Below are 15,954 nucleotides of genomic sequence, written 5' to 3'. Positions count from 1 at the left end.
GACACCCCCTGGCGCCCATAGGTGGGGACGAGACGGCCCAGCAAGGCGGCGGACACAACGAAGCCGACGCCGCCGATGAATGCAGCCTCGGCGGTCACAGCTTCGTCACCCCCTTGGCGACGAGGGCCACCAGCGCGAAGACCGCGATCGTGGTGACGACGAAGGCCAGATCGGCCATCGTGAGCTCCTGGATTGAGGTTCGAATGGAACGGACGCTTAGAGGTAACCGCGCCCATGACCGAATTCGGCCACCGTTGACGGGTCCCATACGGCGGGCCACACGCCTTTGACGGGACTCTTACGGCGACGCCGTGCTCCGGCTGGCGACCGGTGTCCTGGGGGTACGGGACACAGGCTCACGGACGGTTCCCGGCGACGCCGGTACCGAGTCGCGAGCGCTTTCCGGCAGCGCGGGAACCGGCCCAGGGGGCTCTACGGCAGCGTCGGCTCTGGTCCACGGGCGGTTCTACGGCAACTCCGGCGCGGGGTCTCCGCTCCAAGCAACCGCACCGGCCCACACGCCGCTCCACGTCGACGCCTCGCGGCAGGTGCAGGGCGCGAGTGCCGCGCCCTGGTGGCGAGGCAAGCGCGCCCGTACCCCACCCCGCGCGTCAGAACAGCCGGAACCGCAGCCGGCAGATCACCGCGTCCGTGTCCCGTCGTACCGCATGGGCGACGACGGCCCCGCGCTGGTTCTGGAGCAGCCGCTGCCACAGCCGTACCGGCTCCACCTCGGCGATCAGGACGGTGACGCGGGTGTCCGGTTCCGCCGCCGAGACGTCTCGTACGTACGCGGCGATCGGGCGGCCCAGCGTGCGGCGGTCGCAGGTGAGGCGGACCAGGGGGACGCCGGGATTCCACTCGGCCCAGGCGCCTTCCAGGGCGTGGAGGTGGGCGCGGTCCTCAAGGTCGGGGTAGCAGACGGTGACCGCGCGGACCTCGTCGCCGAGGGAGGCGGCGGCTGTCAGGGCCTCCGAGGTGAGCCGGGTGAGAGAGGAGACCGGCACGATCACGACCGACCGGTCGCGGTGCGGCGGGTCCGGGATACGGCCGAGGCCGAGCCGTTCGCCGATGTGCGCGTAGGCGCGGTGCACGGTCTCGAAGGCGAGCACGAGCAGCGGCAGGGTGATCACGATCAGCCAGGCGCCCTCCTCGAACTTGCTCGCGGTGACGACGACCGCGGCCACCCCGGTGAGGACCGCGCCGAAGCCGTTCAGCAGGGCCTTGCCGCGCCAGCCGGCGCCCCGTTCGCCGCGCCAGTGCCGGACCATGCCGACCTGGGCGACCGTGAAGCCGACGAAGACACCGATCGCGAAGAGCGGCACGAGGGTGTTGGTGTCGCCGCCGGAGAACACCAGCAGGGCCGCCGAGACCGCGGCCAGCGCGAGCACTCCGTGCCGGTGCACCTGGCGGTCGGCCTTCAACGCGAAGACGTGCGGGAGGTAGTTGTCCCGGGCCAGCAGCTTCAGCAGCACGGGCAGCCCGCCGAACGACGTGTTCGCGGAGAGGGCGAGCAGGATCATCGTCGCGAACTGGATGACGTAGAAAGCCCAGTTGTGGCCGAGGGAGGCGTCCGCGAGCTGGGCGAGGACGGTGACTCCCTGGACGGGCTGGAGGTGGAAGCGGGAGATCAGCACCGACAGGCCGATCAGCATCATGCCGAGCACCGCGCCGAGGGCGACCTCCGCGCGCTGGGCCCGCTTGACCCGGGGAGCGCGGAAGGAGGGCACGGCGTTGGCTATCGCTTCGACACCGGTCAGGGCGCTGCACCCGGAGGCGAATGCCTTCAGCAACAGCAGGGTGCCGACGCTCGTCGCGTTGTCCGCGAGCGCGGAGGCATGGCCGTCGGCGGTCGCGGTGCTCACCGGCGCGGACCGGAACAGACCGACCGCGATGAGCACGAAGATGGACCCGACGAAGACGACGGTCGGCACGACGAAGGCGCGCGCCGACTCCACGATCCCGCGCAGATTCACCCCCGTGACCAGCACGAGCACCGCGAGACACAGCCACAGCCGGTCGTCGTAGAGCCTCGGGAAGGCCGAGGTCAGCGCGGCGACTCCGGCGGTCACCGCCACAGCCACGTTCAGCACGTAGTCCAGCACCAGCGAGGCCGCGGCCACCAGGCTCGTCCGTGCCCCCAGGTGCGTCCTCGCCACGGCGTAGGAGCCGCCGCCGTCCGGGAAGGCCGCGATGACCTGCCGGTACGAGGCGACGAGCACCGCCAGCAGGGCGGCGATGGCGAGCGTCACCGGCAGGGTGAAGCCGAGCCCGTGCGCGCCGGCGGCGGCCAGCACGAGGACGATCGCCTCGGGGCCGTAGGCGACCGACGCCATCGCGTCCAGGGACAGGGCGGCGAACCCGGCGAGGGCGGTCAGCCGATGGCGCTCGCCGGTATCCGGGGGCTCCTCGTCGGCGGGCGTCTCGTCCGGCTGGACGGTGAGAACGGTCATGCTGGTGGCTCCTTCGAGGTATGGACGCGCGGGTGCGCTCCAGGTTCGGTCCCGTCGGCGCGGGTTTCTCCTTCTCCTTGCGGCTTCTTCGCGCCGAACACACGTTCTTTGACACGAACTTGACGAGCGTGTGACCAGGGCAACCGCGGCCGGCCGCCGCGAGGGCGCTGCGGGCGCGTCAAGAACCACCGGCCGCCCGTCAGAGTCCCGTCAAGGCCCGGGTTCCGTACCCCGGGGATCTCTACCGTCACCCCCATGGCACCGGTGGAGGACCGACGATGGACACGCGACCTGCGTGGCACGTTCCGCTGCGCGGGCGCGCTCCTCGGACTCCTCCTGACCGTCGACCACTTCGGCGGTCGGCTCACGCTCTGGCGTGCCGCGCTCTGGTTCGCCGTGGCGCTGCTGCTCTTCGTGGTGCTGTATCCGGCCCGGGTCCGGGCGGGCGAGGGCTGGCTGTCCGCGCGCGGGCTGCTGCGCGAGCGACGCGTCCGCACGGACCGGCTGGTGTCGGTGCGCTGCCTGGACGGGATCTCTCAACGGCTGTTGCTGCGGGACGAGTTCGGCGGCCGGGTCGAGATCGATCCCGACGTGCTGGTCAACAACCCCGATGTGTGGCACCGGTTGGCCGAGGACTCGCACAAATCCCTTGCGTCCGGCTCGCTCACCTGCGGAGCGACCGCGCTGCGCCGGATCGCGGAGCGCGTCGAGCGCGAGACCGCGGAGACCGTGTTCAGGGTGTCCGGTCTGGAGTGACCACAAGGCCCGGATCCGGCTGGCTCGCCCCCTCGGCCAGCGGCAGAGACACGACCATCGTCAGTCCGCCGCCCGGAGTGTCCTCGGGGGTGAGCGTCCCGTGCATCGCCTCGGTGAGGCCACGCGCGAGGGCGAGTCCGAGTCCGAGCCCAGTGGTGTTGTCCGTGTCACCGAGCCGCTGGAACGGCTCAAACAGCCGCTCGCGCCCGGTGCTCGGCAGCCCGGGCCCCCGGTCCACGACCCGCAGCTCCACCCGCCCGCCCAGCGCGCTGGCGGTGACCAGCACCCGGCGCCCGGGCGGGCTGTGCCGGGCCGCGTTGCCCGCCAGGTTGGCGATCACACGCTCCAGCAGGGGCGGATCGACAAGGACCGGCGGAATCGACTCCACGTCCCGCAGGTCGACGTCGGACACGTCGGCGAGCGCCATCGGCAGCACCTCCTCCAGACTCGTGGCCCGCAGGTTCAACGGCAGGACACCCGCCTCAAGACGGCTCAAGTCGAGGAGATTTTCCAGCAGTCGGCTGAGCTTGCCCATCGACTCGTCGGCGGTGGCGAGGAGTTCGTCCCGGTCCTCCGCCGAGAACTCCACATCCCGCCCCCGCAACGAGGTGACGGCCGCCCAGCCCGCCGCGAGCGGCGTCCGCAGATCGTGTCCTACGGCCCGCAGCAGCGCCGTACGCAACCGGTCGGCGGCCTTCACCGGCTCTATCTCGGCCGCCGCTTCGGCGAGTTGGGCCCGTTCGACGGCGGAGCCGACATGCGCGGCGAAGGCGGCCAGCACCCGCCGTTCCGAGGAGGACAGGGTGCGTCCGCGCAGCACCAGGTAGGCGCCCGGGCCGGCCGGGACGGTGGTCACCCCGCCGCCGATCTCGTGGTCCGGTGGCTCGTCGACGAGTTCCGCCGAGTCGGTGCCGAAGGTCTCGCGGGTGCGTTCCAGCAGGGCCGGGATCGTCTGGCCGCCGCGCACGATGCTGCCCGCGAGGGAGGACATCGTCTCCGCCTCGGCGGTGGCACGCGCCGAGCGCCGGGACAGTCGTAGCGAACGGTCGACCACGGCGGCCACGGTCGCCGCCACGACCGTGAACACCCCCAGCGCCAAAAGGGCGTTGGGGTCGTCCAGCGTGAACTGGCCGATGGGCGGGATGAACCAGTAGTTGAGCAGCAGCGAGGCCGTCACCGACGCGATCACCGCCGAGGTGACACCGCCTATGCAGGCGACTCCGACCACGGCGAGCAGGAACAGGAGGGCCTCGCTGGTGAGGTTGACCGTGCCGCGCACCTGGGCGAGGCAGAAGGTGAGCAGCACCGGCAGTACGAGTCCCGCGACGGGACCGGCGATCAGCCGTGCCGTCGAGAGGGTGCGGCGGCGGGAGGGCAGCAGGGTGCCGCGCCCGGCGCGCTCGTGCGTGACGCGATGTACGTCGATGTCTCCCGAGAGCTCGGTGACCGTCTCGCCCGTGCCGGGTCCGGTCAGGAACCGCTCCAACCGGCCCCGGCGGCTGGTGCCGAGGACGAGTTGGGTGGCGTTCTCGGTGCGGGCGAACTCGACCAGGGCGGTGGCGACTCCGTCGCCGACCACCGAGTGGTAACTGCCGCCCAGGTCCTCGACGAGACGCCGCTGCCGGGCGAGCGAGGCATGGGACACCCCGGCGGCGAGTCCGTCGCTGCGGGCCACGTGCACGGCGAGCAGATCGCCGCCGGCCATGGGGGTCCCCCCGTTCGAGCGAAGCCGAGAATGGGGGAGGTCGGCGATGCGGGCGGCCCGCCGGATGAGTGTGTCGCCCTCGGGGCCACCGGTGAGGGCGACGACGACCCGCTCCCTCGTCTCCCACACCCCGCCGATCGCGTGCTCGGCGCGGTAGGTGTACAGCGCCTCGTCGACCCGGTCGGCGACCCACAGCAGCGCCAACTGCCTTAGCGCAGTGAGGTTTCCGGGCCGGAAGTAGTTGGCGAGGGCCGCGTCGATCTTCTCGGGCGTGTAGATGTTGCCGTGCGCCATGCGCCGCCGCAGTCCCTCCGGCGGCATGTCGATCAGCTCGATCTGCTGGGCCCGCCGTACGACGTCGTCGGGCACCGTCTCGTGCTGCGGGACCCCGGTGATCTTCTCGACGACGTCCTTGAGGGAGGCGAGATGCTGCACGTTGACGGCGGTGACGACGTCGATGCCGGCGGCGAGGAGTTCGTCGATGTCCTGCCGGCGCTTGGCGTTGCGTCCGCCGCCGGGAACGTTGCTGTGCGCGAACTCGTCGACGACGGCGACCTCCGGGCGCCGGACGAGCACCGCGCCGAGGTCCATCTCCTCGAAGTACCCGCCCCGGTAGGCGCATTGGGCCCGGGGCACGGTCTCCAGGCCGTCGAGCATCGCCTCCGTGAGCGGGCGCCCGTGGCACTCGGCGAAGCCGACCACCACATCCGCGCCCCGGGCGGCCCGGCGCCGCGCCTCGTCGAGCATGCGGTAGGTCTTGCCGACGCCCGGGGCCGCCCCGAGGTAGACCTTCAGCCGTCCGCGTCGCAGTACGTCGTTCATCGCCTCCCAGAGAAGCGCCCGGCGGGCCCTCTGGCCGACGTCTTGACGCGTCTCTGGCGCCGCCCGCGAGGACGTTGACACTGTCTTGACGGCGCCCGGCCGGGTTAGGGTGGCCGCGGTGTGCCGGGAAGTCTGGTCGGCGGGGAGTCCGCATGGGCTCGTCCAAGACCACAAGGGGACGGCATGCGCGGCGTCGGTACGGTTCTCTCTCTCGTGGTGCTGGCGACGCTGGTCGCGACGTTCGCCCGCCGCTGGCGGATCCCCGCACCCTCTCTCCTCGTGGTCGCCGGTCTCGCCGTGGCCCTGCTGCCGGGCACCCCTGCCATCGGGATCAGCCCGGACGTGATCGGCCTGGTGGTGCTGCCGCCGCTGCTCTACGCCAGTGCCCAGGACTTGTCGTGGCGCGAGCTGAAGGCCGTGTGGAAGCCGGTCGGCATCCTCGCGATCGGCCTGGTCGTGGCCTCCGCGGCGGCGGTGGGCTGGGTGGCGTCCACCGTGACCCCGCTGTCCTGGCAGATGGCGTTCGTGCTCGGCGCGGTGCTGGCCAGCACGGACCCGGTCGCCGTCACCGCGCTGGGCCGGCGGCTCGCGCTGCCGCCCCGGGTCCAGATGCTCGTCCAGGCGGAGTCCCTGTTCAACGACGCGACCTCGCTGGTCCTGTTCCGGGTCGCGGTGAGCGTCGCGGTGGCCTCGGCGGCGGCCAACTGGGGTGCCGCGTGCGGGGAGTTCATCGTCCTCGCGGGCGGCGGCACGGTCATCGGGGCGGCCGTCGCCCACGCCGTGACCCTGATCCGGCGGCGCACCGAGGACCCGGTCCTGGAGACGGTGATCGCCCTGGTCACGCCGTACGCGGCCTATGTACTGGCGGAGGGGGCGCACACCTCGGGCGTGACCTCGGTCGTGGTCGCGGGCGTGGTCCTGGGCGGTCGCGGCGACCGGCTGACCAACGCCCGCATCCGGCTCCAACTGCACGCCGTCTACGGCACGTTGGTGTTCCTGCTGGAGAGCGTGGTGTTCTCGCTGATCGGTCTCGCGCTGCCCACGCAGGTGCGGGCGCTGTCCGACGGCGACCGGGCCTGGCCGCTGTACGCGCTCGCGGTGGCGGGCACCCTGATCGCCGTACGACTGCTGTGGCTGGCGCCGCTGTCTGCGGTGGTGCAGCGCAAGTCGGGTACGCACAGGGTGAATTGGCGGGTGCCGATGGTGCTGACCTGGGCGGGCACCCGGGGTGTCCTCCCGCTGGCGGCAGCCCTGTCGATCCCGGAGGTCACCGGCAGCGGCGCCGCGCTGACCGACCGGCCGCTGGTCCTCGTCCTCACCACCTCGGTCGTCGTGGTCACCCTGGTCGTGCAGGGCTTCACACTCGCACCCGTCGTCCGCCGCTCCGGCATCGCGCTGGAACCCGACCACACGGAACGCGAAGAGGCGTCCGCCCGCTGCAAGTTGGCCGACGCGGGCATCCGCCGCCTCGACGAACTCGCCGAGCTGGAGGCCGTACCGGACGTCGTCCTCGACCGGCTCCGCCGCGGCCTCAACGCGCGCCTCGACGACGCCCGCGACCGCCTCGCCGAGCCCGACGGCCACCCGTCCCCCACGGAGTCCGCCGACCTGGTCTACCGCCAGCTCCGCCGCGACCTGATCGCCGTGGAGGCCGTAGAACTCCAGCGGCTCTACGACGACCACGCCATCAGCGACACGACCCGCAGGCGGTTGCAGCGGTCGCTGGACCTGGAGGAGGCGCGGCTGGCGGATGCCTGAGGCGCCCCACCGTCACGCTCGGTGTCCACTGCCCGATACGGCTCTCCCCGCACCCCCCATACAGCCCAACGCGCCCCGAACAGCTCCCGGCCACCCCTTCCTGATGCGCTCCTTCCGCTCACCCGGCCAGTCTTAACGGAAGATTGACGCCCACGGCCCCGAGATCCGTGGGCCCACGCGTCACTCTCCGCTTACGCTGGTGCCGCCGTCCGCGTGATGGCCAGAAACCGCACGCTGACCCGCATCCCAGGAGCACGCCCATGACCACGACCGAACACCCTCCCAGTCGCCTGCGCGCCTGGATGCTGGAGGGCCTGGCCGACATGGGCAAGAAGGGCGGCGGCCAGCAGGTGCCGCAGTCCGTGCCGGAACCCGCGCAGCAGGCCCACAAGGGCCAGCGCTGGTGGCGGGTGATGTGCCTGACCGGTGTCGACTACTTCTCCACGCTCGGCTATCAGCCCGGTATCGCGGCCCTCGCGGCCGGACTGCTGTCGCCGGTCGCGACCGTCGTGCTCGTGATCGTGACGCTCGCCGGCGCCCTGCCCGTGTACCGGCGGGTGGCGGAGGAGAGCCCGCACGGCGAGGGCTCGATCGCGATGCTGGAGCGGCTGCTGTCGTTCTGGAAGGGCAAGCTGTTCGTCCTCACCCTGCTCGGCTTCGCCGCGACCGACTTCCTGATCACCATCACCCTGTCGGCGGCGGACGCCTCCACCCACCTCGTGGAGAACCCGCATCTGACCAGCGCCCTGCACGACAAGCAGATGCTGATCACGCTGATCCTCGTCGCCCTGCTCGGAGCGGTGTTCCTCAAGGGCTTCCTGGAGGCGATCGGTGTCGCCCTCTACCTGGTGGCGATCTACCTGAGCCTCAACGTGGTGGTCGTGGTCGTCGGCATGTGGCATGTCCTCACCGAGGCGCATGTGGTCACCGACTGGACCAGCGCCCTCACCACCGAGCACGGCAACGTCTTCGCCATGGTCGGTGTCTCCCTGCTGGTCTTCCCCAAGCTGGCGCTGGGCCTGTCCGGCTTCGAGACCGGCGTGGCCGTCATGCCGCACGTCGAGGGCGACCCGGACGACACCCACGACAACCCCAAGGGCCGCATCCGGGACACCAAGAAGCTGCTGACGACCGCCGCGCTGATCATGAGCGTCTTCCTGATCGCCACCAGCTTCATCACGACCGTGCTGATCCCCGAGAAGGAGTTCAAGACGGGCGGCCAGGCCAACGGCCGCGCGCTCGCCTATCTCGCGCACGAGTACCTGGGCAACGCCTTCGGCACGGTCTACGACCTCTCGACCATCGCCATCCTGTGGTTCGCCGGCGCCTCCGCGATGGCCGGCCTGCTCAACCTGATGCCGCGCTACCTCCCCCGCTACGGCATGGCCCCGCACTGGGCGCGCGCAGTCCGCCCGATGGTGATCGTCTTCACGCTGATCGCGTTCCTGGTCACCTGGATCTTCGACGCCAGCGTCGACGCGCAGGGCGGCGCCTACGCCACCGGCGTCCTGGTCCTGATGTCCTCGGCCGCGATCGCGGTGACCATCTCCGCCCGCCGCGCCCGCCAGCGCAACTGGACCATCGCCTTCGGGATCGTCTCGGCGGTCCTCCTCTACGTCACCGTCGTGAACGTCATCGAGCGCCCGGACGGCGTGAAGATCGGCGCCTGCTTCATCGCCGGCATCATCCTGGTCTCCCTGCTGTCCCGGCTGGCCCGCGCCTTCGAACTGCGCGTGACGAGCGTGCAGTTGGACGACATGGCGGAACGATTCATCCGGGACATGGCCAGCCGGAAGATCCGCTTCGTGGCCAACGAGCCCGACCGCCGGGACAAGGCCGAGTACCGGGAGAAGATCGAGCAGATCCGCGCCGACAACGACATCCCCGGCGAGGACTTCGTGTTCGTGGAGGTGACGGTCCTCGACGCCTCCGAGTTCGAGGCGGGCCTGACCGTGCGCGGCGAGGTGCTGCACGGCCGCTACCGGGTGCTGACCCTGGAGTCCTCGTCGATCCCGAACGCGCTGGCCGCGCTGATGCTGCACGTCCGCGACACTACGGGCCGCATCCCGCACATGTACTTCGAGTGGACCGAGGGCAACCCCTTCGCCAACTTCCTCCGCTTCTTCCTCTTCGGCCAGGGCGAGGTCGCCCCGGTCACCCGAGAGGTCCTCCGCGAGGCGGAACCGGACCGCGCCCGACGCCCGCGCGTGCACACGGGCTGACCGGACGGGAGGCCACGGTAGGCGCGCCGACTGAGCGGACCAGGATCGCTGTCGGTACGTCGACTGAGTGGGCCAGGGCCGCTGCCCGTGCGTCGGCAGAGCGGACCCGGGCCGCCGTCGGAACACCTGCCGATCGGACCGGGGCCGCTGCCGGCACGCCCACCGACGCTTCGGGACCGGCCCGGCCGCCGCCACCACCACCAGAGAACCGCGACCGGAGCCCGCGCGTGCACACCAGCTGAGCAGACCGGGGGCGCGGTCGGTACGTCGACTGCGCGGATCAGGGCCGTTGTAGGCATACCGGCCGACCACTCGGGACCGGCCGGGCCGCAGCCCGCGCAGACACACCGGCCGAGCCGGCCGGCGCCGCTGCCGGCACACCGGCCGACCGTTCCGGACCGGCGGAGCCACCGTCACCGTAAGAGACACGACAAAATCCGGTCCCGCAGTGTAAGAGGCCCGTCAGGGGCCCGCGCGTCGGGCGCGGGGCGGCCTACGGTCGGCCTCATGCGGCACAGCACCCCACCACCGGAACCGACCGGCGACCGCCACTGGCGCGGCGACGCCCGGTTGGCGGTGGGCTGCGCGCTCGGCTTCCTCGTGATGACCCTGCTGGTCGACTGGAACGCCGGCACCCTGACCCTGACCCGCGCGCTGTTGTGGTTCGCCATGTCGGCCGCGCTCTGCGCCGTGCTGCTCCCGCACCGCGTCACCGCGGGCCCCGGCTGGCTCAGCGTGGACAGCCCGCTGCTGCGCCGCACGGTCCACACGGACGCGCTGACCGTCGTACGGCAGTACGGCGACGTCTCCGCCCGGCTGGTCCTGCGGGACACGTACGGACAATGGCTCGAACTGGACCCCCGGGTGCTGGTCGCCAACCCCCTCCTCTGGCACGAACTGGACACGGGCATACGGCACTCGATGGAGCGCGGCACATTGCGCCAGGGCACCGATGTCCGGCGTCACCTGGGCCATCTGGTCGACGACGAGACGGCCCGGTCGGTGCTCAGGGCGTCGGGGATTTCCTGACCTTGCGCCGCGTCCGGCGTATCAGGACCTTCCCGAACCCCAACTGCCCGACAATCTCTATTCGCAGCTCGGCAGGAGTGTCCGAGTCGCCGGGCCCGCGCGTCTTGACCTTGCTGTAGTTGAGCACCAGGTCGTCGGTGCTTACGACGACGTCCGGCGGGAGCAGCAGCCGTAGCGCACCGAGGTGCATGTCCAGGTCGATGCGGAGCGTGGCCTGGGTGATCACCGCCTGGGTGAAGTCGAGCGTCACATCGCCGAGGCGGGACTGGATCTCCAGCCGGCGCGGCACCACCCAGCCGTCACCGCGCCGTGTCGAGCCGCCGTTCTGCTCGATGCGGGCGACGTCCTTCACCTCGACCGGAGCGGCGCTGGCCACCACCGGCAGGTCGGCCGTCAGGACCGCCAGTTCCCCCATCGTGCGGGCGGACAGGGCGGCCTCGACGCGCTCGTCGAGCTCCTCGGCGGTCAGCCGTCCGTCGCCGGCCGCGCCGGTCAGCACGTCCACGACCCGGTCCCGGTCCGCATGCGAGGCCCGCAACCCGGTCGTGCTCATCAGCTCACCCGACATACCCTCACCCCGATCGACGGACTGACGCTATATCGCGTTATACCCCAGAGCCAACCCCCCGTCCACCGACTTCCGTTTCTGCCCCTAGGGCCTGTCCGGCGGGTCCTGTCGCAGACGCGGGGTGTGGTGCGCACATCTGCCGCGTTGTCGTCACTCGCCGACGCTCCGCGTCGACTCCCTCCTCCGCCTTGCAGCTGCACGCACCACACCCCGCTCACCGGCGTCGATCAGTCACGGTCACTTTCCTGCGACCTGACCCGCCGAACAGGCCCTAGGGTTGCGCGTATGCAGTCCTACACAATCGGCCAGGCGGCGCGGCTGCTCGGCGTGAGTCCGGACACCGCGCGCCGGTGGGCGGACGCGGGCCGGGTGACGACCCACCGCGACGAGGGCGGCCGCCGGCTCATCGACGGTGTCGATCTGGCCGCGTTCTCGGTCGAGTTGGCGAAGGCGGGCGGTGTCGTGGAGGACCCCTCCTACACCTCGGTGCGCAACGCCTTCCCCGGCATCGTGACCGCGATCAAGCTCGGGGACGTCGCCGCCCAGGTCGAGATCCAGGCGGGCCCGCACCGGCTGGTCTCGCTGCTGACCCGGGAGGCGGTCGAGGAACTCGGCCTGGAGGTCGGCATGGAGGCCACCGCCCGCGTGAAGTCGACGAACGTACATATCGACCGCGCGTGAGGCGGGCAGTGGCCTCCGTCGGTCACCGCGTCACTTGTTGACCGAGTAGGAGTGCGCGCCGGTCCCCGCCAGCGCGCCCCCGTCCACGATCAGGTACTCGTCGCGGATCGGCCGCCCGGCGAAGAACGCCTCCAGGATCTCCCGGGTGCCCGCCGCGTACCGGGCCTGCGCCGACAGCGAGGAACCGGAGATGTGCGGGGTCATCCCGTGGTGCGGCATGGTGCGCCACGGGTGGTCCGCCGGAGCGGGCTGCGGGAACCACACGTCACCGGCGTAGCCCGCCAACTGCCCGCTGCGCAGCGCCCGGCCTACGGCATCCCGGTCGACGATCTTCGCCCGCGCGGTGTTGATGAGATACGCGCCGCGCTTCGTCTGCGCGAGCAGTTTGTCGCCGAACAGCCCCTCCGTCTCGGGGTGCAGGGGCGCGTTGATGGTGACGACATCGCAGTGCGGCACCATGTCCTCGGCGCTCTCGTGCCAGGTCAGCCCCAACTCCCGCTCGACGTCCTCGGACAGCCGGTACCGGTCGGTGTAGTGCAGCTTGACGTCGAAGGGCGCGAGCCGCCGCAGCACCGCGAGCCCGATCCGCCCGGCGGCGACCGTCCCGACGTGCATGCCTTCGAGGTCGTACGAACGGGCCACGCAGTCCGCGATGTTCCAGCCGCCGTCGAGCACGACCTGGTGGGACGGCAGGTAGTTGCGCACCAGGGACAGCGTCATCATCACGACGTGCTCGGCGACGCTGATGCTGTTGCAGTACGTCACCTCGGCGACCGTCACACCGTGGGAGATCGCCGCGTCGAGGTCGACGTGGTCGGAGCCGATGCCCGCGGTGACCGCGAGCTTGAGGTTCTTCGCGGCGGCGATCCGCTCGGGGGTGAGGTACGCGGGCCAGAACGGCTGCGAGATCACGATGTCGGCGTCGACCAGTTCCCGGTCGAAGACCGAGCCCTCGCCGTCCTTGTCGGAGGTGACGACCAGGGTGTGCCCGGCGCTCTCCAGGTAGGCGCGCAGGCCGAGTTCACCGGAGACGCTGCCGAGGAGGTGGCCCGGGGTGAAGTCGACCGCCTCGGGGGTGGGGGTGGTCTGGCCGCCCGGGTAGTGGTCGATCACGGGCAGGTCGTCGCGGGCGTACGAGGTCGGGTATCCGTCGGTGGGGTCGTCGTACAGGACACAGAGAACCTTGGCCATGTCGCGGCTCCTCAACTCCGTTGTCGGAAGGTGCACTTCACGATCCTCGGGGTGAATCGCCCTGGTCAAAGCGAACGTTGCTATGCCGGGATAGCCCGCATCTATCAGCGGTCGCCTTCGAGGTAGGTGTGCAGGAGTTCGTCGAGGGCGTCACGTACGCCGGCCTCCCGCGCCACCTTCAACAGGGCTTCCGCCAGCACGGATTGGGGTTCGGTACGGGCGACGACCAGTCCGACCCGGGGACCGTGCGCGGGCCCGTTCAGCGGCACCACCCGCATCCCGTCCGGTACGTCGAACATGTGCAGCCACGCGTGCGAGATCACGCTCGACCAACGGCCGCCGGGCAGCAGCGTGTAGAGCCCGGCGACACTGTCCGACTCGATCGCCGGGGAGGCCGTCGCCCCCTCGGCGGCGAAACACTCGTCGATGATCCGGCGGTTGCGCATCCGCGAGTTCAGCAGGCACAGCGGAAGCGTGGCCGCCTGTGCCCAACTGGCCTTGGAGACACCGGCAAGCGGCCCGTCGACCGGCGTGAGGAGCACATACCGCTCCTCGTAGAGCGGGAAGCGGCGGACGTTGCGCAGGCTGTCGTCGTCCAGGTACGTCATCGCCGCGTCGAGCTCGAACTCGGCGAGCCCGTGCCGGATGTCGACCGACGACAGCGACTCCAGGGCGACCCGGGCCCGGGGATGCCGTTCGCAGAACGGGGTGGTGAGGAGGGAGGCGGCGGGCAGCGCGGTCGGCACCACGCCCAGCCGCAGCGTGCCGGTCAGGCCGCCGCGCAGGGCGGACAACTCCTGGTGCAGGGCGTCCCGTTCGGCCAGGATGCGGTGCGCCCAGGCGAGCACCACCTCGCCCTCCGGCGTCAGCCCCTCGTACCGTTGGCCGCGCCGCACGATCGGCACGTCCAACTCGTGCTCCAGCCGCCGGATCGCGGCCGACAGCGAGGGCTGCGAGACATAGCAGGCCGCCGCGGCGCGCGCGAAGTGCCGCTCACGGGCGAGCGCGACGAGGTACTCCAGCTGACGCAACAGCATCCCTGACCTCCCCTGTGACGTGCAGGCTAGGCGCTGTCCGTCCGGCACAACAGGGCTGCCCACAGGTCGAGTCGGTCGTAGAGGCGGGAGAGGTCGCGCCCGGTGAAGTGCTCGATGCGTCCGATGCGGTAGTGCACGGAGTTGACGTGCAGATGCAGCGCCTCAGCGGTCCGCGCCCAGGAGCCGTCACAGGCGAGGAAGGTCTCCAGGGTCTCCAACATGACGGCGTTGCCGCGCAGTTCACCGAGGACGGTCCGGCTGAAGGCGGTACGGACCTCGGCCGGCACACCCGTGAGCAGCGCGTCGAGCCCGGTGAGCGCCGAGGCGTCGACGAGCGCGGATCCGCGGCGTGCGGTGCCGCGCGCCGAGCCGAGCGCGTAACGCGCCTGCGCCAACGCCCCGTTGAGATCCTTCGCCTCGGCCACGGCCGCCCCGGTCCCACCGTAGAGCGGCACGGCCGCTTCACCACCGGCGACGAGCGTCCAGACCTCGCGGAACGCCTCGGCCTCACCCCCGGTGACGACCGCGAAGGCAACACCGTCGGGCAACCGCCCTACGGCGCCGACGCCTGAGGGCGGTTCTGCGAGCGCGGCAGCGTCCGTCGGCCGTCCCGCAGCGCCCGCGACGGCCGTGCCGTTCGGCGCTCGCCCAGCCCTCGCCCCGGATACCGCCCCCGCAGCCCTCTCCCCCGCCACCACATGCGCGACGACCTCGGCCAACGCCCCCTCGGCCAGCCCCGCCCGCCCCGCCCCGGTCTCCGCGACCAGCACGCGGTACGGCCCCTCGTCCGGCAGCCCGCAGGCCCGCAACGCCCCCGCCACAGCCGAGGGATCCGTCCCCGGCACGGCGAGCAGCGCCCCCAACTCGTCCGCCGTCTGCCGCTCTTCGGCCCGCGACCGGACCCGGGCCTCCTGGCAGCGCCCCAGCACCGAGGCCAGCTCGTGCAGCATGCGCGGCGGGGCGTCGTCGGGGTCGGGAAGGCAGAGGTGCCAGCGTTCGTACGGCGAGACCCCGTCGGCGTCGACGGGCAGGGCCTCCGCCAGCAACGAGGCGGCCTTCCTCGCGGATATCTCAGCCGCACCCGGAGTCGCCGCGACCGTCCGCCCGGACGGTGTGAGGACGTACGCGACGGCCCGTTCGAGGTGGGCGAAGGCCGTCGCCACGATCGCCTCCGGGCCCGCTCCCTGCGCGGCCATCCGGCTCAGCCGCCCCCGCACGCCGTCCGGCAGCGCGTGCCGCCGGCTCAGCTCGCCCCACCGCCCGAGGTACACGGTGTCGGTGATCGCGCGGAACATGATGTGCGCCGGTACGGCGGCCACCGGCACGCCATGCCGGACGCATGCCTCGACGAGGTCGTCCGGCACCGAGCCGTGCGTCTCCTCCCCGGCGAGCAGCGCGGCGGCCCCCGCTCCGCGCAGCGCGGACACGAACCGCTCGGCCCGCCCGGCCCCGTCCTCGGCGGACCACCAGACCAGCCCGCTGAGCACCACCTCGTCCCGCCGCACGAACCGCGCGGGGTCCTCCAGGTCGGTCACGGTCACCCCGCTGATCTCCCGCGCCAGCTGGGCGTCCTCGGCCCACAGCAGACGCAGGCCGAGGGACTCGTCCTGAAGGAGGTGTTCGACGTGCATGGTTCCGGCTCCTCGTATCTCGCATTCGCCAGGTGAACACGAGTGATTGCATGGTAAGTGCAAGACCAATCACCCGAAACGCCTCTTGGTCGATCATCCAA

General features: G+C 71.6%; 11 protein-coding genes. 5 read left to right on the top strand and 6 right to left on the bottom strand.

All coding sequences use genetic code 11. The annotated features are described in order from the left end of the window. Positions 1-611: 611 nt before the first annotated feature. Positions 612-2,453 carry an APC family permease gene (locus ACQHII_RS39765; protein WP_427923782.1) on the bottom strand — a complete coding sequence of 614 codons (1,842 nt, stop codon included), beginning with the start codon at positions 2,451-2,453 and terminating at the stop codon, positions 612-614. A 255-nt stretch (positions 2,454-2,708) separates the two neighbouring features. Between ACQHII_RS39765 and ACQHII_RS39760 the strand changes: the two genes are divergently transcribed. Beyond that, positions 2,709-3,209 (top strand): hypothetical protein, encoded by a 501-nt coding sequence (locus tag ACQHII_RS39760; protein WP_427923781.1) that lies wholly within the window; start codon positions 2,709-2,711, stop codon positions 3,207-3,209. Here ACQHII_RS39760 and ACQHII_RS39755 read toward each other — a convergent pair. Continuing rightward, entirely contained in the window at positions 3,187-5,736 is a 2,550-nt protein-coding gene (locus ACQHII_RS39755; protein ID WP_427923780.1) for an ATP-binding protein, read from the bottom strand. The two genes, ACQHII_RS39760 and ACQHII_RS39755, sit on opposite strands and share 23 nt — an antisense overlap. Positions 5,737-5,919: 183 nt before the next feature. Between ACQHII_RS39755 and ACQHII_RS39750 the strand changes: the two genes are divergently transcribed. From ACQHII_RS39750 to ACQHII_RS39740, 3 genes are all read left to right on the top strand, one after another. Continuing rightward, entirely contained in the window at positions 5,920-7,494 is a 1,575-nt protein-coding gene (locus tag ACQHII_RS39750) for a Na+/H+ antiporter (RefSeq protein ID WP_427923779.1), read from the top strand. Positions 7,495-7,754: 260 nt separating this feature from the next. Then, a complete protein-coding gene (locus tag ACQHII_RS39745) occupies positions 7,755-9,716 on the top strand; it encodes an amino acid transporter (RefSeq protein ID WP_427923778.1) in 1,962 nt (653 codons plus the stop codon). A gap of 507 nt (positions 9,717-10,223) precedes the next feature. Continuing rightward, a complete protein-coding gene (locus ACQHII_RS39740; RefSeq protein ID WP_427923777.1) occupies positions 10,224-10,745 on the top strand; it encodes a hypothetical protein in 522 nt (173 codons plus the stop codon). On the opposite strand, the gene ACQHII_RS39735 is transcribed toward ACQHII_RS39740, so the two are convergent. After that, positions 10,723-11,313, bottom strand: a complete 591-nt coding sequence (locus tag ACQHII_RS39735; protein ID WP_427923776.1) for a DUF1707 SHOCT-like domain-containing protein — start codon at positions 11,311-11,313, stop codon at positions 10,723-10,725. The genes ACQHII_RS39740 and ACQHII_RS39735 overlap by 23 nt on opposite strands. A gap of 285 nt (positions 11,314-11,598) precedes the next feature. Between ACQHII_RS39735 and ACQHII_RS39730 the strand changes: the two genes are divergently transcribed. Then, positions 11,599-11,994: a TOBE domain-containing protein gene (locus ACQHII_RS39730; RefSeq protein WP_427923775.1), complete on the top strand. Its 396-nt coding sequence runs from the start codon at positions 11,599-11,601 to the stop codon at positions 11,992-11,994. A 30-nt stretch (positions 11,995-12,024) separates the two neighbouring features. Here ACQHII_RS39730 and ACQHII_RS39725 read toward each other — a convergent pair whose 3' ends face one another. The 3 genes from ACQHII_RS39725 to ACQHII_RS39715 form a co-directional block, all read right to left on the bottom strand. After that, positions 12,025-13,185 (bottom strand): NAD-dependent formate dehydrogenase, encoded by a 1,161-nt coding sequence (locus ACQHII_RS39725; RefSeq protein WP_427923774.1) that lies wholly within the window; start codon positions 13,183-13,185, stop codon positions 12,025-12,027. Between the two features lie 104 nt (positions 13,186-13,289). Next, positions 13,290-14,222, bottom strand: a complete 933-nt coding sequence (locus tag ACQHII_RS39720; protein ID WP_427923773.1) for a LysR family transcriptional regulator — start codon at positions 14,220-14,222, stop codon at positions 13,290-13,292. A gap of 26 nt (positions 14,223-14,248) precedes the next feature. Then, positions 14,249-15,853: a helix-turn-helix domain-containing protein gene (locus ACQHII_RS39715; RefSeq protein WP_427923772.1), complete on the bottom strand. Its 1,605-nt coding sequence runs from the start codon at positions 15,851-15,853 to the stop codon at positions 14,249-14,251. Positions 15,854-15,954: the final 101 nt, after the last annotated feature.

This window comes from Streptomyces sp. cg40, assembly GCF_050320165.1.
GTDB classification, from domain to species: domain Bacteria; phylum Actinomycetota; class Actinomycetes; order Streptomycetales; family Streptomycetaceae; genus Streptomyces; species Streptomyces hokutonensis.
Note: the sequence above shows the minus strand (reverse complement) of the source record. Positions and strands in the feature narration are given on the sequence as shown.